Annotated in this window: 23 protein-coding genes; 13 read left to right on the top strand and 10 right to left on the bottom strand. The window is 65.4% G+C overall.

The window, feature by feature from the left end:
• Positions 1-25: 25 nt before the first annotated feature.
• Positions 26-1,684 carry a phosphoethanolamine transferase gene (locus QO207_RS17830; RefSeq protein WP_301533656.1) on the bottom strand — a complete coding sequence of 553 codons (1,659 nt, stop codon included), beginning with the start codon at positions 1,682-1,684 and terminating at the stop codon, positions 26-28.
• 295 nt (positions 1,685-1,979) lie between these two features.
• On the opposite strand from QO207_RS17830, the gene QO207_RS17825 reads away from it, so the two are divergent.
• Positions 1,980-4,142 carry a bifunctional diguanylate cyclase/phosphodiesterase gene (locus QO207_RS17825; protein WP_301533655.1) on the top strand — a complete coding sequence of 721 codons (2,163 nt, stop codon included), beginning with the start codon at positions 1,980-1,982 and terminating at the stop codon, positions 4,140-4,142.
• Between the two features lie 12 nt (positions 4,143-4,154).
• Here the strand turns inward: QO207_RS17825 and QO207_RS17820 are convergent, their stop codons facing one another.
• Together QO207_RS17820 and QO207_RS17815 are read right to left on the bottom strand one after the other, a co-directional pair.
• Positions 4,155-4,946 (bottom strand): hydroxypyruvate isomerase family protein, encoded by a 792-nt coding sequence (locus QO207_RS17820; protein ID WP_301533654.1) that lies wholly within the window; start codon positions 4,944-4,946, stop codon positions 4,155-4,157.
• The gene (locus QO207_RS17815) at positions 4,943-5,842 is read right to left on the bottom strand and encodes an NAD(P)-dependent oxidoreductase (protein WP_301533653.1); all 900 of its coding nucleotides are present in this window, start codon (positions 5,840-5,842) and stop codon (positions 4,943-4,945) included. Before QO207_RS17815 ends, QO207_RS17820 begins: the two co-directional genes overlap by 4 nt.
• A gap of 155 nt (positions 5,843-5,997) precedes the next feature.
• Here QO207_RS17815 and QO207_RS17810 point away from each other — a divergent pair, with 155 nt between their 5' ends.
• From QO207_RS17810 to phnE, 4 genes are read left to right on the top strand one after another with little or no spacing between them, the layout of a single operon-like run.
• Entirely contained in the window at positions 5,998-6,855 is an 858-nt protein-coding gene (locus tag QO207_RS17810) for a putative selenate ABC transporter substrate-binding protein (RefSeq protein WP_301533652.1), read from the top strand.
• Entirely contained in the window at positions 6,852-7,658 is an 807-nt protein-coding gene (locus QO207_RS17805; RefSeq protein WP_301533651.1) for a phosphonate ABC transporter ATP-binding protein, read from the top strand. Before QO207_RS17810 ends, QO207_RS17805 begins: the two co-directional genes overlap by 4 nt.
• A complete protein-coding gene (locus QO207_RS17800) occupies positions 7,652-8,494 on the top strand; it encodes an ABC transporter permease (RefSeq protein ID WP_301533650.1) in 843 nt (280 codons plus the stop codon). The genes QO207_RS17805 and QO207_RS17800 overlap by 7 nt, the downstream gene beginning before the upstream one ends.
• Positions 8,491-9,261, top strand: coding sequence for a phosphonate ABC transporter, permease protein PhnE (gene phnE, locus QO207_RS17795; RefSeq protein WP_301533649.1), 771 nt, complete (start codon positions 8,491-8,493; stop codon positions 9,259-9,261). Before QO207_RS17800 ends, phnE begins: the two co-directional genes overlap by 4 nt.
• Before the next feature lie 186 nt (positions 9,262-9,447).
• Here the strand turns inward: phnE and QO207_RS17790 are convergent, their stop codons facing one another.
• Together QO207_RS17790 and QO207_RS17785 are read right to left on the bottom strand one after the other, a co-directional pair.
• The gene (locus QO207_RS17790; protein WP_301533648.1) at positions 9,448-9,813 is read right to left on the bottom strand and encodes a DUF5064 family protein; all 366 of its coding nucleotides are present in this window, start codon (positions 9,811-9,813) and stop codon (positions 9,448-9,450) included.
• 66 nt (positions 9,814-9,879) lie between these two features.
• Positions 9,880-10,197 (bottom strand): DUF2288 domain-containing protein, encoded by a 318-nt coding sequence (locus QO207_RS17785; protein WP_301533647.1) that lies wholly within the window; start codon positions 10,195-10,197, stop codon positions 9,880-9,882.
• A gap of 308 nt (positions 10,198-10,505) precedes the next feature.
• Between QO207_RS17785 and QO207_RS17780 the strand changes: the two genes are divergently transcribed.
• The 6 genes from QO207_RS17780 (at position 10,506) to QO207_RS17755 (ending at position 15,973) form a co-directional block, all read left to right on the top strand.
• Entirely contained in the window at positions 10,506-11,627 is a 1,122-nt protein-coding gene (locus QO207_RS17780; protein ID WP_301533646.1) for a branched-chain amino acid ABC transporter substrate-binding protein, read from the top strand.
• Positions 11,628-11,744: 117 nt separating this feature from the next.
• Positions 11,745-12,668 (top strand): high-affinity branched-chain amino acid ABC transporter permease LivH, encoded by a 924-nt coding sequence (gene livH, locus QO207_RS17775; protein ID WP_169937151.1) that lies wholly within the window; start codon positions 11,745-11,747, stop codon positions 12,666-12,668.
• Positions 12,665-13,921, top strand: coding sequence for a high-affinity branched-chain amino acid ABC transporter permease LivM (locus tag QO207_RS17770; RefSeq protein ID WP_301533645.1), 1,257 nt, complete (start codon positions 12,665-12,667; stop codon positions 13,919-13,921). Before livH ends, QO207_RS17770 begins: the two co-directional genes overlap by 4 nt.
• Complete coding sequence (gene livG, locus QO207_RS17765) at positions 13,918-14,685, top strand: high-affinity branched-chain amino acid ABC transporter ATP-binding protein LivG (RefSeq protein ID WP_301533644.1); 768 nt, start codon at positions 13,918-13,920, stop codon at positions 14,683-14,685. Before QO207_RS17770 ends, livG begins: the two co-directional genes overlap by 4 nt.
• Positions 14,686-14,688: 3 nt before the next feature.
• Entirely contained in the window at positions 14,689-15,390 is a 702-nt protein-coding gene (locus tag QO207_RS17760) for an ABC transporter ATP-binding protein (protein ID WP_301533643.1), read from the top strand.
• Positions 15,391-15,640: 250 nt separating this feature from the next.
• Positions 15,641-15,973: a hypothetical protein gene (locus QO207_RS17755; RefSeq protein ID WP_301533642.1), complete on the top strand. Its 333-nt coding sequence runs from the start codon at positions 15,641-15,643 to the stop codon at positions 15,971-15,973.
• Positions 15,974-16,039: 66 nt separating this feature from the next.
• On the opposite strand, the gene QO207_RS17750 is transcribed toward QO207_RS17755, so the two are convergent.
• From QO207_RS17750 to xerD, 5 genes are all read right to left on the bottom strand, one after another.
• Positions 16,040-16,321 (bottom strand): DUF3509 domain-containing protein, encoded by a 282-nt coding sequence (locus tag QO207_RS17750; protein ID WP_301533641.1) that lies wholly within the window; start codon positions 16,319-16,321, stop codon positions 16,040-16,042.
• 170 nt (positions 16,322-16,491) lie between these two features.
• Positions 16,492-17,901, bottom strand: coding sequence for a threonine synthase (gene thrC, locus QO207_RS17745; RefSeq protein ID WP_192430667.1), 1,410 nt, complete (start codon positions 17,899-17,901; stop codon positions 16,492-16,494).
• Positions 17,902-17,991: 90 nt separating this feature from the next.
• Positions 17,992-19,296, bottom strand: coding sequence for a homoserine dehydrogenase (locus QO207_RS17740; RefSeq protein WP_301533640.1), 1,305 nt, complete (start codon positions 19,294-19,296; stop codon positions 17,992-17,994).
• Between the two features lie 174 nt (positions 19,297-19,470).
• Positions 19,471-20,199: a thioredoxin fold domain-containing protein gene (locus QO207_RS17735; RefSeq protein WP_301533639.1), complete on the bottom strand. Its 729-nt coding sequence runs from the start codon at positions 20,197-20,199 to the stop codon at positions 19,471-19,473.
• Positions 20,200-20,379: 180 nt separating this feature from the next.
• Positions 20,380-21,276 carry a site-specific tyrosine recombinase XerD gene (gene xerD / locus QO207_RS17730; protein WP_301533638.1) on the bottom strand — a complete coding sequence of 299 codons (897 nt, stop codon included), beginning with the start codon at positions 21,274-21,276 and terminating at the stop codon, positions 20,380-20,382.
• Positions 21,277-21,365: 89 nt separating this feature from the next.
• Here xerD and QO207_RS17725 point away from each other — a divergent pair, with 89 nt between their 5' ends.
• Entirely contained in the window at positions 21,366-23,210 is a 1,845-nt protein-coding gene (locus QO207_RS17725) for a sodium:proton antiporter (RefSeq protein ID WP_301533637.1), read from the top strand.
• A gap of 99 nt (positions 23,211-23,309) precedes the next feature.
• On the top strand, positions 23,310-23,987 hold the full coding sequence (locus tag QO207_RS17720) for a hypothetical protein (RefSeq protein WP_301533636.1): 678 nt from the start codon (positions 23,310-23,312) through the stop codon (positions 23,985-23,987).
• Positions 23,988-24,079 lie beyond the last annotated feature (92 nt).

Raw genomic sequence — 24,079 nt, 5'->3', positions numbered from 1 at the left:
GCCTTTTTCATGCCTTGCCGTCAGGTTACTGGGCGGCGGTCACGTCGCGTTTGCAGGAGTGAAAGATGTCCAGGCCCGGCTGGTACAGGCTGGTCTTCACGCCGTAGACGCCGAGCACGGTGTGGAACAGGTTGTCGTGGCTCAGCTCGCCGCCGTCAGCCTTCTTCTCCAGGCAGCCGCGGTCCACGCCCATGCCGCCCAGCGCGCCGTTGCCGAACCACATCACCATCGGCACGTGGGTCTGCGCCTTGGGTGCGATGGCGTAGGGCGCGGCGTGCAGGTACACGCCGTTCTCGCCCAGCGATTCGCCGTGGTCGGAGACATAGAGCATCGAGGTGGCGAAGCGCTCCTCGTTGTGCTTGAGCAGTTCCACCACCTTGGCCAGGAAGAAGTCGGTGTAGAGGATGGTGTTGTCGTAGACGTTCACCAACTCCTCGCTGCTGCAGCTACCAAGCTGGTTGGTATGGCAGACCGGAGTGAAGCGCTCCAGCGACTTCGGGTAGCGGTCGTAGTATTCCGGACCATGGCTGCCGTCGGCGTGCAGGACGATGATGGCGTTGTCCTGCAGGCCGTCGATGTAGGCCTGCAGGTCCTGCAGCAGGGCTTCGTCGAGGCAGCGGTTGCCGTCGCAGAACGGGCCGGGCTGAGTCTTGGGAATGTCGCGGTTGGGCACGCGCAGGCAGGTGCCCTTGCAGTCGCTGTTGTTGTCCAGCCAGAGCACCGAGACGCCGACGCGCTGGAGGATATCCAGCAGCCCCTGGTTGGTCTTGCCCTTCTTGTCACTGTAATCCTCGCGGGGAAACTTGGATAACATGCAGGGCACGGAGACAGCGGTGGACGTGCCGCAGGAGCTGACGTTGGTGAAGTTGACGATATCGAGCTTCTTTAGCTCCGGGTTGGTCTCGCGGGCGTAGCCGTTGAGGGAGAAGTGATCGGCACGGGCGGTCTCGCCGACCACGAAGATCATCAGCGACTTCTTGCCGTCGGCGCGCACCTTCTGCGGCATCACTGCATCCTCGCCGATGGGCTGCACCACCAGGTTCTCCTTGATGCCCAGGCGCTGCTTGGTGAACTTGCTCACCGCATAGATGTAGTTGGTCGGGTTAATGAAGTGGGTCAGCTTCTCTTCCTGGCGGAACACCGGAGCGTAGGTCGAATAGAAGGCGCCGACGCACACTGCCACCACCACCAGGCAGCCGAAGATCACCAGCACCTTGTTCAGCAGGCCGCGGAAGAACGGGCTGTAGCGCACCGGGGTCAGCCAGATGATCGCCGCCGGCAGTACGCCGAGCAGCAGCAGGTAGCCGACCAGGCGCGCGCTGAACAGCGCAGTGGCCTCGCCGGGGTTGGTCTCGATGATGTTCTGCACCATCACGGTATCGATCACGACACCGTAGGTATTCATGAAGTACGCCGCCGCGGCTGAAACCAGCGCCACCAGGGTCAGCGCCGGCTTGAGCAGTGGGCGGAACGACACCAGGGTCAGCAGCAGGCTGAAGGCAGCCCAGAGGAACAGGCCGAACGAGGCGAAGAACGCCACGCCCCACACGCCCTCCATCGGCACCAGGCTGTTCAGCGCGCGCCAGGTGGCGAAGTTGTAGAACAGCACCAGGGCCAGGGAAAACAGCAGGACCAGTCGTGTCGGACTGACCCAGGGAAAGAGGCGGCGCTTGCCCTCGAACATCGAGCGCACTCCTTAGATCGGATGGCAAATGGAATCGGAATGGCCAGCCTTCCCGGCCGGCGGCGACACTCTAGCCGGCAGTTAGTCAAAAAAGTGTCAAGTTTGCTACAGGGGATTGCCACCTCTTTCGGGTGGGAAGCTGGTAGCATTTTGGCACTACCGTACATCGTTTAAGGACACCCATTCTGTCGGAAAGGGCTGTCCGTCCTTGCCAGTGGTAAGCGACTTTCTAGACTCACACCAAAGTGATATCAATTTGCTCCTATCCTCCCTCCACACCCGGAGCTTCCCGCCCATGGAATGGCACCAGGACGCTTTACCCGACGCTGTGCTGCTGGAGTGCTCCCACAATACCGGGTTGGTCCTGCTGGCCATCCTGATCGCCTGCGTTTCCAGCTTCGTCGCCCTCAGCATCACCGGACGCATGGTTCGTGCGCCGCAGCACGCCCACCGCTGGCAATGGGTTGGCGGCATCTGCCTGGGCAGCGGCATCTGGTCGATGCACTTCGTCGCCATGCTGGCATTCCACTCCTCGGTGCCCCTGCACTTCAGCGGCGGCCTGACGCTGCTGTCGCTGGTGATCGCCATCGCCATCTGCGTGATCGCCATGCGCCTGCTCGCCCACGCCGGGCTGAGCCCGCTGCAGTACCTGCTGGCGGCCTGCTGCATCGGCACGAGCATCGCCGGCATGCACTACACCGGCATGGCCGCCATCGAATCGCCGCCGATGCAGCACTACGACCCGCTGCTGGTGACGCTATCGGTGCTGCTGGCGATCCTCGTCGCCTTCGTCGCCCTGGTCCTGGCGCCGGTGCTCAACCGCCAGCCAGCCAACCGCCAGTGGATCTACCAGGTCGCCGCCAGCCTGCTGCTGGGCGCGGCCATCTCCAGCATGCACTTCACCGGCATGGCGGCGATGACCCTGACCCTGCCGACCTGGGTCGTGCCGGTAGCCGACGTCGGCCGCAACAACGCCATCCAGCTCGGCCTGATGGTCGGCCTGCTGGCACTGGCGGTGGTGCTCGCCGGGCTCTGGGCGGCCTGGATCGAGGACAGTATGCAGAGCAAGGAAACCGAGCTGAGCCGGGTCAACGCCCTGCTCAACCAGCTCGACCACGCCAACGCCTCGCTGCAGCAGCTGGCGCGTTTCGACGGGCTGACCGGCCTGCACAACCGCAATGCACTGAACGAGGAGTTCGCCGCCCGCCTGCAGCGCAACCGCGAGAAGGGCCAGGGCATGGCGGTGATCCTGCTGGACGTGGACCACTTCAAGCGGGTCAACGACTCCCTCGGCCACGCCGCCGGCGATGAACTGCTGTGCATCGTCTCCGAGCGCCTGCGCAGCGCCCTGCGCGGCAGCGACCTGCTGGCGCGCTTCGGCGGCGACGAGTTCTGCATCCTCGCCGACCTGGGCGAGGACCACGAGGCGCGCATCCTTTCCCAGCGCCTGATGCAACGCATGAAGGAGCCGATCAGCACCGCCGGGCGCAACCTGGTGATGACCATGAGCGTGGGCATCAGCCTGTTCCCCAACGACGGCGAACAGCCCGAGGAACTGCTCAAGCACGCGGACCTGGCGCTGTACCAGTCCAAGGGCAACGGGCGCAACGTCACGCACTTCTTCAGCCCGCACCTGAAGACCAAGGCGACCCAGGAACTGCAGCTGGAAGAGGAGTTGCGCAAGGCGCTGTGGGACGACGAGCTGGTGCTCTACTACCAGCCCATCCTGCGCATCGACCACGGCGAGGTGGAGCAGCTGGAAGCGCTGGTGCGCTGGAAACACCCGAACCACGGCCTGCTGACACCGGATCGCTTCATCGGCCTGGCCACCGCCAACGGCCTGATCGGCGCGCTGGACTCCTGGGTGCTGCGCCGCGCCTGCCAGGACCTACGCCAGCTGCATGACATGGGTTACCCGGACCTGCGCGTGGCGGTGAACTGCTGCGCCAGCAACCTCACCCGCGACAGCCTGGTGGACGAAGTGCAGCACACGCTGAACGAGTTCGGCCTGGCCGGCCGCTTCCTGGAGATGGAAGTCACCGAGAATGCGGTGATGGCCAACATCGGCCAGGCCATCCCGCTGCTCAATCGCCTGCGCGAGCTGGGCGTCAGCCTGTCGATCGACGACTTCGGCACCGGCTATTCGTCACTCTCCTACCTGCGCCAGCTGCCGCTGGATGCACTGAAGGTGGACCGTTCGTTCATCCGCGACGTGCCGCAGTCGCAGCGCGACAGCGAGATCGCCCAGGCGATCATCGCCATGGCGCAGAAGCTGCACCTGAAGGTGATCGCCGAGGGCGTGGAGCATGCGCAGCAACTGGCGTTCCTGCGCGAGAACCATTGCGAACTGGCCCAGGGCTACCTGTTCAGCCGCCCCCTGCCGTTCTCCGCGCTGGTGGACTTCCTCCATGCCTACCGCGAGGACAGCGACTCGGCGCTGCTGCGTAGCCAGGCCTGAACCCCGAGAGGCTCAGAAATCGAACTTGCCGGCGCGCCAGCGCGGCAGCCAGCGCAGGGAGTCGGCGGTGGTGCCGGTGGGGCGGTACTCGGCGCCCAGCCAGCCGTCGTAGCCCACGTCGTCGAGTACCTGCAGCGGCACGCCGAACTCCATCTCGCCCGAGCCCGGCTCGCCGCGCTCGGGGTAGTCGGCGAACTGCACGTGGCCGATCTGGCCCATCAGCGCGTAGATGCAATCCACCAGCTCCAGCCCCATGCGTGCCATGTGGTAAAGGTCCAGTTGCGCGCGCAGGTTTTCCCGCGCCACGCGTTCGAGCATGTCCTGCAGATGTTCGGGGGTGTTGAGCAGGAAGTCCTTCATGTCGTGGCAGTTGATGGCTTCCATCAGCACGTCGGTGCCGCTGCCGGCGAAGGCATCGCAGGTGGCGCGCAGGCGCTCGGCCAGGGTCTGCAGGGCAACCTCGCGCTCCTCGCCTTCAACCAGCCGGCCAGCCAGCACGTTGACGTGCTGCGGCTTGACGATGCTCGCGTAGTCCAACGCCTTGGCCAGCGCGGCCTCGAACTCGGCAGCGCGATCCGGCACGGCGGCGATGCCCGGGCCGCCCTGCATCAGGTCACCGGCCGGCAGGTTGATCAGCACCAGCGGCAGGCCGGCGGCGTCCAGCGCGGCTTTCAGGTCCGGGGCGGGAACGTCGTAGGGGAACTGGATTTCCACGCCCTCGAAACCGGCCTTGGCGGCGGCGTCGATACGCTGCAGCAGCGGGACTTCGGTGAACAGCAGGGACAGGTTGGCGCAGAGTTTCATGCGGGGAATTCCTTCGACTGACGGTATTGCTCGACCAGGGTAGCCGGGTCGCGTTCGAGATTGCCCTGGCTGCCGTGCAGGCGCATCAGCTGCGCGGCGAGGCCGCTCATGGGCGTGGCCGAGCCTTCCTCGCGGGAAAGTTTCACGGCGGTGTCCAGGTCCTTGAGCAGCGTGCGCACGTGCCACTTCACCGGTTCGAAGCGGCTTTCGGCCATCTGCGGGGCAAGGATCTGCAGGGGTTTGGAGTCAGCAAAACCGCCAGCCAGGGCCGGGGCGATCAGGCTGGCGTCGACGCCGGATTTCTCTGCCAGCGCCACCACCTCGGCGATCACCAGGGCATTGCAGGCGACGATCATCTGGTTGCACACCTTGGTCACCTGCCCCGCGCCGACATCGCCCATGCGCGTCAGGCGCTGGCCGAGGTGGGCAAGGATCGGCCGCACGCGCTCGATGTCCTCGACGCGGCCGCCGGCCATGATCGCCAGGCTGCCGGCTTCGGCGCCCGGCGTGCCGCCGGAGACCGGCGCGTCGACCCAGCGCATGCCGGTGCGCGCCTCCAGCTCGGCGGCCATCTCGCGGGTGGCGGCCGGCTCCAGGCTGGAGAAGTCCACCAGCACCTGGCCGGCGCGGGCGCCTTCAACAATGCCGCCAGCGCCAAACACCACCTCGCGTACGGCGGCGGTATCGGCCAGGCAGAGCATGACCACCTCGGCCTCGGCGCACAGCTGCGCAGGGGTTTCCACAGCCCTGGCGCCTTCGCCGGCGAGCAGCTCGCGCTTGCCGGCGGAGCGGTTCCACACGCTCAGCGGGTAACCGGCGGCGAGCAGGCGGCGCGTCATGGGCACGCCCATCAGGCCGAGGCCGGCGAACGCGAGGGATGGCAAAGGGGACGACATGGGGTGATCTCCAGTTCGACAACAGGACGGGCACGGGGAGCGGCATTCTAGCAGGCAGAAAGTTGACCCGGCGGACCATGCCGCAGCTGCCAAACAGCCGCGCCATCACTATACTGCCGAGGTTTTTTCCGCCATTGAACCGGAGAACTCTCCCCATGCTGAAACGCACCCTGGCGCTCGCCGCCGGCTTTGCCCTGTCCCTGTCCGCCGTAATCGCCCACGCCGATACCCTGAAGGAACTGAAGGTCTCGGCCATTCCCGATGAAGCCCCCACCGAACTGCTGCGCAAGTTCAAGCCGCTGGGCGCCTACCTGGAAGAACAGCTGGGCATGCCGGTGAAGTTCATCCCGGTGTCCGACTATGCCGGCGTCGTCGAAGCCCTGGCTTCGGACCGCCTCGATATGGCCTGGCTGGGCGGCTTCACTTTCGTCCAGGCACGCCTGAAGACCGGCAACGCCATCCCGCTGGTACAGCGCGAGCAGGACCAGCAGTTCACCAGCAAATTCATCACCGCCGACCCGAACGTGAAATCGATCCAGGATCTCAAGGGCAAGACCTTCGCCTTCGGTTCCGTGTCGTCCACCTCCGGCAGCCTGATGCCGCGCTACTTCATGCAGAAGGACGGCGTGGTGCCCGAGCAGTTCTTCTCCCGCGTGGCCTACTCCGGCGCCCACGACGCCACTGTGGCCTGGGTGCAGGCCGGCAAGGTCGACGCCGGCGTGCTCAATGCCTCGGTCTGGCAGAAGCTGGTGGACAGCGGCAAGGTCGACACCAACAAGGTGAAGGTCTTCGCCACCACCCCGACCTACTACGACTACAACTGGACCGTGCGCGGCAACCTCGACCCGGCCGTGGCCGAGAAGATCAAGAAGGCCTTCCTCGCCCTCGACCCGAGCAAGCCGCGGGACAAGGAAATCCTCGACCTGCAGGCGGCCAGCCGCTTCATCGAAACCAAGCCGGAGAACTACACCGGCATCGAGGAATCGGCCCGCGCCGCCGGCCTGCTGAAGTGACCCTGAAACTGACCGGCGTGGAGCACATCCACGCCAACGGCCAGCGCTCGCTCGCCGGTATCGACCTCAGCGTCGCTGCCGGCGAGCGGGTGGCGATCATCGGCCCTTCCGGCGCCGGCAAGACCACCCTGCTGCGCGTGCTGGCCACCGCCCTGAAACCCGCTTCCGGCAGCTATGAACTGCTCGGCGCCCAGCCCTGGGCGCTGAGCGGCTCCGAGCGCCAGCGCCTGCGTTCGCGCATCGCCCTGATACACCAGGCGCCGCCGCTGCCGCCGCGCCAGCGCGTAGTCACCGCCGTGCTCGCCGGCCGCCTCGGCCAGTGGCCGCTGTGGAAAAGCCTGGCCAGCCTGCTCTACCCCGTCGACAGTGCCGGCGCCCGCAGCGAACTGCAGCGCCTGGACCTGGCCGACAAGCTCTTCGAACGCTGCGACCAGCTCTCCGGCGGCCAGCTGCAGCGGGTCGGCATTGCCCGCGCGCTGTACCAGCAAGCCGAAGTACTGCTGGCGGACGAACCGGTCTCGGCCATGGACCCGGTGCTCGCCGGCCACACCCTCGGCGTGCTCACCCGCGAAGCGCAGAGCCGCGGCGTAACGCTGCTCGCCAGCCTGCACGCAGTGGACCTGGCGCTGGAACATTTCCCGCGCATCGTCGGTGTTCGCGACGGCCACATCGCCTTCGACAAGCCGGCGCACGACGTCACCCCGGAAGACCTGCGCGCGCTCTACGCCAACGAGCAGCTCGGTCGGCAGGATGCTGCCTCGCCGGTGGGCCAGCCGGTGGTGGTGCAGATTCCGCGATGCTGAACCCAGCGCTGTCGAAGAACCCACCCCGCGACCCGGCGGCGCTACCGCGCCTGCTGCTCACCCTGCTTGCCCTGGCCCTGCTGTGGCCTGGGCTGCGCCTGTCCGAACTGGACATCGCCGGCCTGTTCAGCGGCGACAACGCCCGGACCATGGCCAACTTCCTCGGCGGCTTCTGGCCACCGGCCCATGACGACGAGTTCCTCGCCCTGCTCGGCCGCGCCACCCTGGAAACCCTGGCCATCGCCACTGCCGGCATGGCCCTGGCCTGGCTGATCGCCTTCCCCGCGGCGCTGCTGGCGACCCGCGCGCTGTCGATCTCCGCCCTGCCGCGCAACGGCCTGCCGGCCTGGTGGGCACGGGCGCTGCGCTGGCCGGTGCGCGGGCTGCTGATCCTGCTGCGCAGCATCCCGGAAATCGTCTGGGCGCTGCTGTTCGTCCGCGCCGTGGGGCTCGGCCCGACTGCCGGTGTGCTGGCCATCGCCATCACCTACGGCGGCATGCTCGGCAAGGTCTACGCGGAAATCTTCGAATCGGTGGACCCACGCCCGACCCGCGCGCTGCTGCTGGGCGGCAGCTCGCGCTTGCAGGCGTTCGCCTACGGCGTGCTGCCCTCCGCGGCTGCGGAGCTGATCTCCTATACCGTCTACCGCTGGGAATGCGCGATCCGCGCCTCGGTGGTGATGGGCTTCGTCGGCGCCGGCGGCCTCGGCCAGCAGATCGACCTGTCGCTGCGCATGTTCGCCGGCGGCGAGGTAGCGAGCATCCTGCTGACCTTCCTGGTACTGGTGCTGGGTGCCGACCTGCTCAGCCGCTTCCTCCGCGGGAGGCTCGAATGACCGGCCTGCTGCGCAGCCTGGGCTGGCTGCTGCTGATCCTGCTCGCCATCGGCGCGTCCTTCGCCTACCTGGAGATGGACACCGGCGGGCTGTTCGACGCCCGCGGCCTCGGCCAGATGCTCGACTACGGCCGCGACTTCCTCTCGCCCGACCTGACCTCGGCGCACCTTGCCGCGGTCGGCCACGGCGCCCTGGAAACCCTGGCCATGTCGGCAATCGGCACGCTGCTCGCAGCGCTGCTGGGCATGCTCCTCGCCCTGCCGGCGGCGGGCCGTTTCGGGCGCATCGCCCAGAGCCTGTCGCGGCTGCTGCTCAACGCCCTGCGCGCGGTGCCGGAGCTGGTCTGGGGCGCACTGATGGTACTGGCCGCCGGGCTCGGCCCGAATGCCGGCACGCTGGCCTTGGCGCTGCACACCGGCGGCGTGCTCGGCCGACTGTTCGCCGAAGCGCTGGAGAACACCCCGACCGCACCGGCCGAAGCCGTGCGCCTGGCCGGTGGCGGGCGCGTCGCCGCCTTCGCCTACGGCACCCTGCCGGCGGTCTGGCCGCAGCTGGTGGCCTACATGCTCTATCGCTGGGAGAACAACATCCGCATGGCCAGCGTGCTCGGCTTCGTCGGCGCGGGTGGCCTGGGGCAGATGCTGTATTTCAGCCTCAGCCTGTTCCAGCAGGCGCAGGCGGCCACGGTGATCATCGCCATGCTGTTGCTGGTGCTCTGCGTCGACAGTCTGAGCGCCTGGGCGCGGCAGCGCTGGGTGAGCCACTGACGGGCCTTACCTGCAGGAGCGAGGGGGACGCCATCGTTAATGCTCGCGAACCGCTTCAATGCTCAGCCAGCCGGGAACTTCGTTCGCGAGCAAGCTCGCTCCTACAAGAGCCGCACTGGCAAGGTGGGTAGCTACAGGCAACAAAAAGCCCGGCACATTGGCCGGGCTTTTCATTGAATGCGCCGCTTACGGATCGCCGCGAACCACCTTGTCCAGGTCGATCGGATCGCCGGAGTGGGTGCCGAGTTTCTGGCGGATGTCCTCGAACATCGCGTCGTATTCCTTGTGGTTGCGCACCACGGCGCCGAAGCGCGGGTGCAGGCCATGTTTCTGGGCGATGCGGGTGGCGTCGCTGGCGAAGTTGAAGGCCTGCTCCTTGGGCATGTCCCACTCCTCGCTGAAGGCGTTGCGGTCGATCTCGCCTTTCATGGTGAAGTGAACGTAGCTGCCCTTGCCCGCGTCCTGGCGGATTTCGTAGTAGATGTGAGCGTCGATTTCCTGCTGGTCCAGCCCTGGCATGGCCTGGAGGTGCAGATGGCCCGGTTCGAACATGGCGAATCTCCTTCGATGGAATCCGGTCAGTCTAGCCGTGCTTTGGGAATTGGAAATCGCCCTGTGTCAGTGCAGGACGTCCTTTCGAACTCTTTCTTGCACCAGTACCCAGGGCGCGATGACCACTGCCCAGAGTTCCGGATCGCGCTGGTGGAAATCCTCCGCCAGAGTTTCGTCGACCTTGGCCAGGTCGCCGCTGGTGAGCCAGGCCGCAACCTTCGCCTTGTCGTCCTCGGCCACGCCCATCGCGACCTCCACCAGATCGGCGGAACCCGCGACCTTGAGCAGGTTGCCGCGGGCGAAGAAGGGCGCGAGTTCCGCCCAGGAAATCTTCGCGGTTTCGCCAAGCAACTTGGCATAGAGGGTGCTAGCTTGTTCAGTCATGGATCTCACCTGGTAAACGAACGGCGCCATGATAGCGCCGGGGCCGCGCCAGGCAAGGTTCGGACGGCGTTTTCCATGGTGACGGAAAACCCACGGGGAGAAGTCCGAAGGCGCCGTTTTTCTGTACGTTTGTTTCAATCTTGCGACATACCCACGATCGGCTCGCCGCCCCCCGCTTTTCAAGCGGTCAGGCGGCACTCTACACTGTACCGGTACAGTTGCCGGTGGGTTTGTCCGGGGCAATCCCGGTCCTCATGCCTTCGGCAACCAGGACTACAAAAACGAAAACACAAGAAGAGTGGAGCATTATGAAAAAGGGTACTCAGCGTCTTTCCCAGCTGTTCACCGCCATGGCCCTCGCCGGCGTTGCCAGCTTCTCCATGGCCGCCGACACCATCAAGATTGCTCTGGCCGGCCCGGTGACCGGCGCAGTCGCCCAGTATGGGGAGATGCAGTTCATTGGCGCGAAGATGGCCATTGAGCAGATCAACAAGGCCGGCGGCGTCGACGGCAAGCAACTCGAAGGCGTGGTCTACGACGACGCTTGCGATCCGAAACAAGCCGTGGCCGTTGCCAACAAGATCGTCAACGATGGCGTCAAGTTCGTCGTTGGCCACCTGTGCTCCAGCTCCACTCAACCGGCTTCGGACATCTACGAAGACGAAGGCGTGATGATGATCACCGCCGCTTCCACCAGCCCGGACATCACTTCCCGTGGCTACAAGCTGATCTTCCGCACCATCGGTCTGGACAGCCTGCAGGGCCCGACCGCCGGCAAGTTCATCGCCGAGCACATCAAGCCCAAGACCGTGGCCGTGATCCACGACAAGCAGCAGTACGGCGAAGGCATCGCCACTGCCGTGAAGAAGACCCTGGAAGACGCTGGCATCAAGGTCGCCCTGTTCGAAGGCATCAACGCCGGCGACAAGGACTTCTCGGCGATGATCGCCAAGCTCAAGCAGGCCAAGGTCGACTTCGTCTACTACGGCGGCTACCACCCGGAGCTGGGCCTGATCCTGCGTCAGGCGGCCGAGAAAGGCCTGAAAGTCGGCTTCATGGGCCCGGAAGGCGTGGGTAACAAAGAGATCTCCGCCATCGCCGGCCCGGCTTCCGAAGGCCTCTACGTGACCCTGCCGAAGTCCTTCGACCAGGATCCGAAGAACCAGGCCCTGGTTGACGCCTTCAAGGCGAAGAACGAAGACCCGAGCGGTCCGTTCGTGTTCCCGGCCTACGCCGCCGTCCAGGTCATCGCCGAAGGCATCAAGAAAGCCGGCAGCGAGGACACCGACAAGGTAGCCGCCGCCCTGCGCTCCAACACCTTCGCGACTCCGACCGGTGACCTGGCCTTCGACGAGAAGGGCGACCTGAAGAACTTCAACTTCGTGGTCTACCAGTGGCACAAGGACGGCACCAAGACCGAAGCCAAGTAAGCCACCCGCCGCCACACAAAGCCCACTGCCCACGGCAGTGGGCTTTGTTTATTCGAGTATTCCGGGGGTCCGTCGCGCCACAAGCGCCGCTTCACGCGACGCCCGAGGAGTTAGGTAATGCCTGAGCTCTATCACTACCTGCAACAGCTGATCAACGGCCTCACCGTCGGCAGCACCTATGCCCTGATCGCCATCGGCTACACCATGGTCTACGGCATCATTGGCATGATCAACTTCGCCCATGGCGAGGTGTACATGATTGGCTCGTACGTGGCCTTCATCGTGATCACGGGGCTGGCGATGATGGGAATCGTGAGTCTTCCTGTCGTCATCATCTGCACCTTCGCCGCGGCGATCATCGTCACCAGCGCCTACGGCTATACCATCGAGCGCATAGCCTATCGGCCACTGCGCGGTAGCAACCGGCTGATTCCGCTGATCTCCGCGATCGGCATGTCGATCTTCCTGCAGAACGAGGTTCTGCTGGCCCAGGATTCCAAGGACAAGGCAATCCCCAACCTGCTGCCGGGCAACTTCGTGATCGGCGCCGACGAAATGACCGGCGTGACCATCTCGTACATGCAGGTGCTGATCTTCATCGTCACCCTGCTGACCATGTACGGGCTGTCCATGTTCATCTCCCGTTCCCGCCTGGGTCGCGCCTGCCGCGCCTGCGCCGAGGACCTGAAGATGGCCAACCTGCTGGGCATCAACACCAACAACATCATCGCCCTGACCTTCGTCATCGGCGCCACCCTGGCCGCCGTGGCCGCGGTGCTGCTGGGCCTGCAGTACGGCGTGATCAACCCGCACATCGGCTTCCTCGCCGGCATCAAGGCGTTCACCGCCGCGGTGCTGGGCGGCATCGGCAGCATTCCGGGCGCCATGCTCGGCGGGCTGGTGCTGGGCGTCGCCGAAGCCTTTGGCGCCGACGTGTTCGGTGACCAGTACAAGGACGTGGTGGCCTTCACCCTGCTGGTGCTCGTCCTGCTCTTCCGCCCCACTGGCCTGCTCGGTCGCCCGGAGGTGGAAAAGGTATGAGCCAGAAACTCAAGACCGCACTCTTCAGTGCCCTGCTGGTCATGGCCGTCGCCTACCCGGTGCTGGGCGTGAAGCTCAGCGTCATCGGTATCGGCCTGCAGCTGGAGAACGTCAGCCCCGCGCGGCTGTGGACCATCGGCGCGTGCGCCGTGCTGATGTTCGTCTGGCAACTGGTGCGTGATCGCTTCGCCTTCGGCGGCAGCGTGAAACAGGCCCTGTCGCACCCGCACACGCGGCTGGCCGAACGCCTGACCCACGCCTCCGTGCAGCGCAAGATCATCATGGTGCTGATCCTCATCGCCCTCGCCTGGCCGTTCTTCGGCTCGCGCGGCGCGGTGGACATCGCCACCCTGATCCTGATCTACGTGCTGCTGGGCCTGGGCCTGAACATCGTGGTGGGCCTGGCTGGCCTGCTCGACCTCGGCTACGTCGGCTTCTACGCCGTGGGCGCCTACAGCTACGCGCTGCTGTCGCACTACTACGGCCTGGGCTTCTGGGTATGTCTGCCGCTGGCTGGTCTGATGGCCGCGCTGTTCGGCTTCATCCTCGGCTTCCCGGTATTGAGGTTGCGCGGCGACTACCTGGCCATCGTGACCCTGGGCTTCGGCGAGATCATCCGCATCCTGCTGCGCAACATGACCGAGCTGACCGGCGGCCCCAACGGCATCAGCAACATCGAGAAGCCGACGCTGTTCGGCCTCACCTTCGAGCGCCGCGCCCCCGAGGGAATGCAGACCTTCCACGAGTTCTTCGGCATCGCCTACAACTCGAACTACAAGGTCGTGTTCCTCTACCTGGTCGCGCTGCTGCTGGTGCTGCTGGTGCTGTTCGTGATCAACCGTCTGCTGCGCATGCCCCTGGGCCGCGCCTGGGAAGCCCTGCGCGAAGACGAGATCGCCTGCCGCGCGCTGGGCCTGAACCCGACGCTGATCAAGCTCTCCGCCTTCACCCTCGGCGCCTGCTTCGCCGGTTTCGCCGGCAGCTTCTTCGCCGCGCGCCAGGGCCTGGTCACCCCGGAGTCGTTCACCTTCATCGAATCGGCCATCATCCTCGCCATCGTGGTGCTGGGTGGCATGGGTTCCCAGCTCGGCGTCATCCTGGCGGCCGTGGTGATGATCCTGCTGCCCGAACTGATGCGTGAGTTCAGCGAGTACCGCATGCTGATGTTCGGCGCCCTCATGGTGCTGATGATGATCTGGCGTCCGCAGGGGCTTCTGCCCATGCAGCGCCCGCACCTGGAGTTGCGAAAATGAGCCGACCGATTCTTGAAGTAGCCGGCCTCACCATGCGCTTCGGCGGGCTGCTGGCCGTCAACAACGTGGCCCTGAAGGTCCAGGAAAAACAGGTGATCTCGATGATCGGCCCCAACGGCGCCGGCAAGACCACCGTGTTCAACTGCCTGACCGGCTTCTACGCGCCCACCGGTGGCGAGATCCTGCTGCGCGGCGAGCCCATCCAGGGCCTGCCGGGCCACAAGATCGCCCACAAGGGCGTAGTGCGGACCTTCCAGAACGTGCGGCTGTTCAAGGAGATGACCGCGGTGGAGAACCTGCTGGTGGCACAACACCGGCACATCAACACCAACTTCCTCTCCGGCCTGCTCAAGACCCCGGCCTTCCGTCGCGCGGAAGCCGAGGCCCTGGACTACGCCTCGCACTGGCTGGAAATCGTCAACCTCAAGGACATCGCCAACCGCCCGGCAGGCACCCTCGCCTACGGCCAGCAGCGCCGCCTGGAGATTGCCCGCTGCATGATGACCYGTCCGCAGCTGCTGATGCTGGACGAGCCGGCGGCCGGCCTGAACCCGCGGGAAACCGAGGACCTCAAGGCGCTGATCGCCATGCTGCGCTCCGAGCACGGCGTCACCGTGCTGCTCATCGAGCACGACATGAAGCTGGTGATGAGCATTTCCGACCACATCTACGTGATCAACCAGGGTACCCCGCTGGCGGACGGTACCCCGGAGGAAATCCGCGGCAACCCGGATGTGATCAAAGCCTATCTGGGGGAGTCCTGAGTCATGCTGAAGTTCGACAAGGTTTCCACCTTCTACGGCAAGATCCAGGCGCTGCACGACGTCAGCATGGAAGTCCAGCAGGGCGAGATCGTCACCCTGATCGGCGCCAACGGCGCCGGCAAGTCAACCCTGCTGATGACCCTGTGCGGCTCGCCGCGCGCCTCCTCGGGCAGCATCACCTACATGGGCGAGGAGCTGGTCGGCAAGGAATCCGCCGTGATCATGCGCAAGAGCATCGCCGTCGTGCCGGAAGGCCGTCGCGTGTTCGCCCGCCTGACCGTGGAGGAGAACCTCGCCATGGGCGGTTTCTTCACCAGCAAGGGTGACTACCAGGAGCAGATGGACAAGGTCCTGGCACTCTTCCCGCGTCTGAAGGAACGCTTCAGCCAGCGCGGCGGCACCATGTCCGGCGGCGAACAGCAGATGCTTGCCATCGGCCGTGCGCTGATGAGCAAGCCCAAGCTGCTGCTGCTTGACGAGCCGTCGCTGGGCCTGGCGCCGATCATCATCCAGCAGATCTTCGACATCGTCGAACAGCTGCGCCAGGAAGGCGTGACCGTGTTCCTCGTCGAGCAGAACGCCAACCAGGCGCTCAAGCTCGCCGACCGCGGCTATGTGCTGGAGAACGGTCGCATCGTCATGCAGGACACCGGCGCCAACCTGCTGGTGAACCCCAAGGTACGCGACGCTTACCTCGGCGGCTGATCCTCGCGCTGCACTGAAAACGGCCCTTCGGGGCCGTTTTTCATGGCGAGGGAAATGTACGGCTCTTGCAGGAGCGAGCTTGCTCGCGAACCTCTCCCCACGATTGAGCTGACGGGATTCCTTTCGCGAGCAAGCGCGCTTCTACTGTCCTGCAACTTCCTCAGCTTTTTCCGTTCCGGCCCGCGACCGATCCGACAGACAACGCACCAGAGCTCGCCAAGCATCAGCGGATATAACAAGGAGATCCGCCATGCACGCCGACCACGCCACTGAATCGCTAGCCGTACTGCGCAAGCTGGCCCACGGCATCGACCCTCGCCACGACGCGCCCCTGGCCGTAGATGACCCTTGCCAGGCGCCGGAGGTGATCCGCGCGCTGTTCCACGCCATCCATGCCCTCGAAGCTCCAGCGCCCAGGCCACGTTCCCTGCCGCAGCAGGCCGGCAAGCCCTGGCAGGCAGAGGAAGAGACCGTGCTGCTGCAGCACTTCGAGGCTGGCGAAAGCATTGCAGCCATCGCCCGCGAACATGGCCGCACCACCGGTGGTATCCGCTCACGGCTGAAGTACCTGGGCAAGCTCTAGGCGCTGTCTCGGCAACACAAACAAGAACGCCGCCCAGTGGGCGGCGTTTTCGTTAAGGGTCGTCGATCAGGTGCCGTAACTCATCACCTGCGCACGCTGGCGCAACTGGGAAACTACGTCGTCCTCCATGCGACCCTCGGAGATCAGCAGGTCACGGCGGATGGTCTGTACCGCCGTCTCGCTCTGTTCATGGTCGGCCAGGTGCTGGCCTTCGATGACGCGCCGCAGGATCACCTCGCCCTCATCGTTGGTGAGGGTCAGGATACGGCCGCCATCAGGGCGTGCCGGCCCCAGGGACGGAGCGTAGGGAGCGAAGGTCTCGGTCAGCAGGGCGCTCAGCCGGTCCATGTCGTATCTCCTTGTTGCGAAATGAAAAACACGCAGCAAAAGACCGCACGTTCGGCGATAAAGTTCGCCAGTTTCAGCACCGTTGGTCATGACGGCATGTTTCAAAGCCGCTTCTGCAGGCATGAAAAAGCCCGCCATGAGGCGGGCTTTTTCCAACGGCGATCCGCGCTTTAGAGCGGCTTGCCGCGGTTGCCGTGGGCGCTGACGAAGGCCTGGACCTTGGCCAGGTCGTTCGCCAGGACGGTGCAACGCTCGTCACGCTCGAACAGGTCGGCCAGGTGCGCCGGCAGTGCCGGAACCGCCTCGATGCCGGCCTTCTCCACCGCTTCCGGGAACTTCACCGGGTGCGCGGTACCCAGGGTCACCATGGGCACGGACAGGCTGCGGCGGCACTCGCGAGCGGCGCGCACGCCAATGGCAGTGTGCGGGTCCAGCAGCTCGCCGGACTCGGCGAACACCTGGGAGATGGTCTCGCAGGTTTCCTCGTCGCTCACCGCCAGGGAATCGAACAGGCGGCGGGCTTCGGTCCAGCGGTCATCCTCGACGGCCAGCTTGCCGGTGGCCTTGAAGTTGTCCATCAGCTCGGCGACGGCCTTGCCGTTGCGGCCGTGCAGGTCGAACAGCAGGCGCTCGAAGTTGGACGAGACCATGATGTCCATGGACGGCGACAGCGACGCGTGCAGGGTGTCCTTGTCGTAGCGGTTGCCGGACATGAAACGGTGCAGGATGTCGTTGCGGTTGGTCGCGACGATCAGCTGGCTGATCGGCAGGCCCATGTTGCGCGCCAGGTAGCCGGCGAAGATGTCGCCGAAGTTGCCGGTGGGCACCGAGAAGGCCACGGAACGGGCCGGTGCGCCGAGCTGCAGGGCGGCATGGAAGTAGTAGACGATCTGGGCCATGATCCGCGCCCAGTTGATCGAGTTCACCGCCACCAGACGGGTGCCTTTCAGGAAGCCCTGGTCGGCGAAGCTGGCCTTGACCATCTCCTGGCAGTCGTCGAAGTTGCCTTCGATGGCGATGTTATGGATGTTCTCGCCGAGGATGGTGGTCATCTGCCGGCGCTGCACCTCGGACACACGGTTGTGCGGGTGCATGATGAAGATATCGACGTTCTCGCAGGCCTTGCAGCCTTCGATGGCGGCCGAGCCGGTGTCGCCGGAGGTGGCGCCCATGATCACCACGCGCTCGCCGCGCTTGGTCAGCACGTGGTCGAGCAGGCGGCCGAGCAGCTGCAGGGCAAAGTCCTTGAAGGCCAAGGTCGGGCCGTGGAACAGCTCCAGCACCCACTCGTTGCCGTTGAGCTGGCGCAGCGGCGCCACGGCGTTGTGGGCGAAGACCCCGTAGGTCTCTTCGAGGATCTTCTTGAAGTCGGCGTCGGCAATGCTGCCGGCAACGAACGGGCGCATCACGCGGAAGGCCAGCTCGTGGTACGGCAGGCCGGCCCAGGAGGCGATCTCCTCGACGGTGAAGCGCGGCAGGTTTTCCGGCACGTAGAGGCCGCCGTCGCTGGCAAGACCTGCCAGCAGCACGTCTTCGAAGTTCAGCGCGGGCGCCTGGCCGCGGGTACTGATGTAGCGCATGTTCAAAACCTTCGGTTTTGGCTTCAGGCCTCGGGCCTCAGGCTTCAGGCTGTTTCGCCTGCCGCCTGCCGCCCATGGCCTGCAGCCCGATTAATTCAGTTGTTCGACGCGGATGCGTACGACATTGCCGACGACGTCATCCAGCGCTTCCAGCGCGGCGATGGCTTCGATGATGCGGGACTCGAGCACGCGGTGGGTAACCAGGATCATCGGCACCAGACCGTCATGCTCTTCGACTTCCATCTGCATGATCGATTCGATGTTGATGCCGCGCTCGGAGAGGATGGTCGCCACCTGGGCCAGTACGCCCGGATGGTCCTTGGCCTGGATGCGCAGGTAGTAGGCGCTTTCGCAGGCGTCGATCGGCAGGATCGGGTGGTCGGAGAGTGCGTCCGGCTGGAAGGCCAGGTGCGGCACGCGGTTCTCCGGGTCGGAGGTCGTGGCGCGAACCACGTCCACCAGGTCGGCGACCACCGAGGAAGCGGTGGGCTCCATGCCGGCGCCAGCGCCGTAGAACAGCGTGGAACCAGCGGCGTCGCCGTTGACCATGACCGCGTTCATCACGCCGTTGACGTTGGCGATCAGGCGGTCGGCCGGGATCAGGGTCGGGTGTACGCGCAGCTCGATACCCTTGTCGGTACGGCGGGCGACGCCCAGGTGCTTGATGCGGTAGCCCAGTGCCTCGGCGTAGTTCACGTCGGCGGTGGTCAGCTGGGTGATGCCTTCCGTGTAGGCCTTGTCGAACTGCAGCGGGATACCGAAGGCGATGGACGCCAGGATGGTCAGCTTGTGCGCGGCATCGATACCTTCGACGTCGAAGGTCGGGTCGGCTTCGGCGTAGCCCAGCGCCTGGGCTTCCTTCAGGACGTCAGCGAAGGCGCGGCCTTTCTCGCGCATTTCGGTGAGGATGAAGTTGCCGGTGCCGTTGATGATGCCGGCCAGCCAGTTGATGCGGTTGGCGGCCAGGCCCTCGCGGATCGCCTTGATCACCGGGATGCCGCCGGCCACGGCGGCTTCGAAGGCGACGATGACGCCCTTCTCGCGAGCCTTGGCGAAGATTTCGTTGCCGTGCACGGCGATCAGCGCCTTGTTCGCGGTGACCACGTGCTTGCCGTTCTCGATGGCCTTGAGCACCAGCTCATGGGCCAGGGTGTAGCCACCGATCAGCTCGATGACCACGTCGATTTCCGGGTTGTTCGCCACGTCGAAGATGTCGGCAGTAATGGGGGTACTACCGGTTTCACACTTCGGATTGGGGCGACGGGCGGCAATCTGCGCAACCTCGATACCACGCCCGGCACGGCGGGCAATCTCCTCGGCGTTGCGTTTGAGTACATTGAAGGTACCGCCACCGACGGTCCCCAACCCACAGATTCCCACTTTCACCGGTTTCACGCTGAAACTCCCCATGATTACAGCATCGGGGCGCCTGAGACGCCGATGCCCGCAACGAGGCGGGCATGGGAGCAGGCACCATGTAAGAACAGGCGGTCTGCCTGTCCCCTAGTCAAAAGGAACCGAACATTACGAAGCGGTTCCGTATTAGTCAATCAGAGCGCAAGCCGCGGCTTACTTGGCTTCCAGAGCCAGCTTGGCGATCTGGCCGGCCGGCTGGTAGCCCGGCAGCATGGTGCCGTCGGCGAGGATGATCGCCGGGGTGCCCTGCACACCGACCATCTGGCCCAGGGCGAACTGCGAGTCCACCGGGTTATCGCACTTGGCTGCCTTCACTTCCTTCTCGTGGAACATGTCGCTCATGGCCGACTGGCGGTCCTTGGAGCACCACACGGCCTGCAGCTGGGCATCGCCCGGCGAGTTCGGGCCCTGACGCGGGAAGGCCAGGTAGCGCACCTCGATACCTTGCTTCTGCAGCTCCGGCACTTCGGCGTGGAGCTTCTGGCAGTAAGGGCAGGTGGTGTCGGTGAAGACGGTGATGTGCGCCTTGGTCTCGCCCTTGGCCGGGAACACCACCATGTCTTTGGCGGCGATGGCATTGATGGTCTTCGCCACGCCGGCACTCTCGGCCTTCTCGGTCAGGTTGGTCGGCTTGCCGTCCTTCACCTGGTAGATGTTGCCCTGCACGACGAACTGGCCGTCTGCGCTGGCGTAGAGCACACGGCCGCCCTTGAGCTGCACCTGATAGATGCCTTCCAGGGGGCCCTTGGAGATGTTCTCGATAGGCAGGTCAGGCTGCAGGGATTGCAGGGTGGTGCGGATCGCCTGGTCCGGTTCGGCGGCCAGGACGAGGGTGCTGGCGAGGCCAAGGGCCGCGGCAGCCAGAAGTCGGGACAAACGCATGGAAAACTCCTGATGTCAGTCGGCGAAGACTATCACACCGGGCCGGCGAGGCCGAGCCACAGGCTGTAGCGGGAAGCTTCGACGGCTGTTCTGTAGGAGCGAGCTTGCTCGCGATCCGCACAACCGGGAAAGATTCGGCGAAATGCGCTCGCGAGCAAGCTCGCTCCTACATTGATCAGCTCACCCACGAGGATGATGCTGCGCGTGCAGATCCTGCAGCCGCGCACGGGCGATATGCGTGTAGATCTGCGTGGTGGAGAGATCGCTGTGGCCCAGCAGCATCTGCACCACGCGCAGGTCGGCGCCATGGTTGAGCAGATGGGTGGCGAAGGCATGGCGCAGGGTGTGCGGCGACAGGCTCTTGCCGATGCCGGCGACCTTCGCGTGCAGCTTGATGCGGTGCCAGAAGGTCTGCCGGGTCATCTGCTCGCCGCGCAGGCTGGGGAACAGCACGTCGCTGGGGCGGCCGGCCAGCAGGTCGCCGCGCGCCTCGCGCACGTAGCGCTCGATCCAGCGGATGGCCTCCTCGCCCAGCGGCACCAGGCGCTCCTTGCTGCCCTTGCCGAGCACGCGCACCACGCCCTGGCGCAAGTTGACCTGCTCCAGGGTCAACCCGACCAGTTCGCTGACGCGCAGCCCGCAGGCATAGAGCACCTCCAGCATGGTGCGGTCGCGCAGACCGAGCGGATCGTCGGTCTCCGGCGCCGCCAGCAGCGCCTCGACATCCGCCTCGGACAGCGACTTGGGCAACGGCTTGCCCAGCTGCGGTAGGTCCACCAGCAAGGTCGGGTCTTCGGCGATCAGGCCCTCGCGCAGGCAGTAGCGGTAGAAGCCGCGCAACCCGGAGAGGAAGCGCGCCGTCGAGCGCGCCTTGTAACCTTCCCCCAGGCGCCAGGCCAGGTGATCGAGGATCACATCGCGCCCGGCAGACTCCAGCGCCACGCTGCGCTCACCGAGCCAGCCATTGAACAACGCAAGGTCACTGCCATAGGCGCTGCGGGTGTTGTCGGACAGGCCTTTCTCCAGCCAGAGGGCGTCGAGGAAGCGATCGATCAGAATATGGGGAACTGGGGTCATTTCAGGCCAGAGCGAAGGAAATTACGGCGCGGGTAGTCTTTCATATCCTCCATCACCCTCACCACTCTCGCACAGGATGTCGCCGCTCCATGGATGAACACAGCACCTACTACGCCCTCGCCGGTATCGGCGGCGCCGCGCTCCTCAGCCAGTGGCTGGCCTGGCGCCTGCGCCTTCCGGCCATCCTGTTCCTGCTGCTGACCGGCATCCTGGTAGGACCGATCCTTCACCTGTTGTCGCCCGAAGCACTGTTCGGCCCGCTGCTGTTCCCCCTGGTATCGCTGGCGGTCGCCCTGGTCCTGTTCGAAGGCAGCCTGACCCTGCACCTGGATGAATGGAAGGAAATCGGCACGGTAGTAAAACGCCTGGTGACTGTTGGCGCCCTGCTCACCTGGGGTGTGATCGCGCTGGCCACCCACTACCTGCTGGGCTTCACCTGGGAGATGGCGCTGCTGTTCGGCACCCTGACCCTGGTCACCGGCCCGACGGTGATCGTACCCATGCTGCGGGTGGTGCGCCCCAACGCCACCATCGCCAACATCCTGCGCTGGGAGGGCATCGTCATCGATCCCATTGGCGCCCTGCTCGCCGTGGTCGTCTATACCTTCATCGCCGCCAGCGACAGCGGCACGGGCTGGATCGACAGCCTGCTGACCTTCTTCAGCGTGATCGGCACCGGCATCGTTGCCGGCCTGCTGGGCGGCCAAGCACTGGGCGTGGCGCTGCGCCGCCACTGGCTGCCGGATTACCTGCACAACCTGGCATCGCTGTCCGTGGTACTGGGCCTCTTCGTGTTCTCCAACACCCTGATGTCGGAATCGGGCCTGCTGGCAGTGACCGTCATGGGCCTGCGACTGGCCAACATGCAGGGCGTCGACGTCCGGCAGATACTGCACTTCAAGGAGAACCTCAGCGTCCTGCTGATCTCCGGCCTCTTCGTGCTGCTCGCCGCACGCCTCGATCTTGCAGCGCTGCTGGGACTGGGCCCCATCGCCCTGCTGGTCCTGGCGCTGATCCAGTTCGTCGCCCGCCCGCTGAGCGTGCTGGTCTCCACCGCCGGCTCCTCGCTCAACTGGCGTGAACGCGCACTGCTGAGCTGGATAGCGCCACGCGGAATAGTCGCGGCGGCGGTCTCGGCGATCTTCGCGATCCGCCTGCAGGAAGCCGGCCACGCCCAGGCGGGGGTGCTGGTGCCGCTGACCTTCCTGGTGATCATCGGCACGGTAATCCTGCAGAGCGCCACCGCGCGGCCGCTGGCACGCCTGCTGAAGGTCGCCGAACCGGTACCCACCGGCTTCCTGATCATCGGCGCCAATCCGGTCGCCCGGGCCATCGGCACCGGGCTGCAGAACGCCGGGGTGAAGGTGCTGCTGACCGATTCGAGCTGGGAGAACACCCGTGCCGCACGCATGGAGCACCTGCCGACCTACTTCGGCAACCCTGCCTCGCAGCACGCCGAAGCCCACCTGGACCTGATCGGCCTCGGCCATCTGCTGGCGCTGTCACCCAATGCCGAACTCAACGCGCTGATGTGCATGAGCTTCCGCCACGAATTCAACCCGCGCCATCGCTACATCCTGCCGACCAGCCAGGACAGCCGGCGCAGCGAGAAGCACCGGGTCAGCGACCGCCACCGCGGCCACCCGCTGGGCCAGAGCCTCGTCACCTACCCGCAGATGGCCGGCCTGATCGCCCGTGGCGCGGAAGTCCGCGCCACCCTGCTCAGCGACAACTTCGGCTGGCCGCAGTACCAGGCCCAGCACGGCAGCCGCGCCCTGCTGCTGTTCGCCCGCGATCCCAACGGCCGGCTGCATATCGCGTCGCCCGACCAGCCACTGGCGCCAGCAACCGGCTGGACGGTGATCTCGATGATCGAGGAGGCCCCGGAAGACACCCTGGGTACGAACGAAACTGCCCGCAGCCTGGCAACCTGACGACCGGCTATGTCAGCCTATCTTTAGGCTGGTGACAGAATGTGTCTGACAGACAATGATTGCACCACGCCATCATTGCGTCCCCACGAAGCCCACGCCATGTCCAGTCAACAGAACTCCCGCCTCGGCCAGATCCTTGTCAGCAAGGGCCTGATCACCTCGTCCCAGCTGGATAAGGCCATCCAGCTCCAGCTCACCAACGGACTGCGCCTGGGCGAGACCCTGATCCAGCAGGGCTGGATCAGCGAACGCCAGCTCGGCCGCGCACTGAAGAAGCAGAACAACCTGCGCCTGGCCGCTACCCTGGTCGCTGCCCTGCTCAGCCCGTTCCAGCTGGCCAGCGCCGATGTGCAGCGCCAGGCGCCGACCAGCATCACCCGCCACGAGGCACCCAAGGGTCTGAAGCCGCTGAGCGACAGCGAGATGAGCGACGTCAGCGCCCAGGGTTTCGACGACACCCTGCAGAGCCTGCTGGTCAGCGCGGAAAGCGGCGATGGCGTCGGCGCCATCAAGCAGCTGACTCGCCTGGTGATGCCGGTGGTGGACAGCCTGGACGCCGAGACCTCGCTGCAGGACGTGAAGTACGACACCCTGCACGCCTCGTCCTCGCTGAATGCCGACGGCACCATCAACGTGCGCCTGCCCAGCTCCATCGGCGAKRTGCGCTTCGACAACATCCGCGTGGCCGGCGCGCCCAAGACCCAGAGCATGGGCAGCCTGAGCCTGCAGAACATCGACCTGTCCCAGGCCTCGCTGAAGATCAGCCTGCGCCACTGAAACGATTGACGAGCTTTTTGTAGGAGCGAGCTTGCTCGCGAACGCTCTTCACCGACGGTTTCGGTGCCGTGCCGTGCCGTGCGGTTCGCGAG

Origin of the sequence: Pseudomonas sp. CAN1 (genome assembly GCF_030462585.1) — a bacterium.
Classification (GTDB): Bacteria; Pseudomonadota; Gammaproteobacteria; order Pseudomonadales; family Pseudomonadaceae; genus Pseudomonas.
The sequence above is the reverse complement of the archived record's forward strand: the minus strand, read 5'-3'. Positions and strand labels throughout refer to the sequence as shown.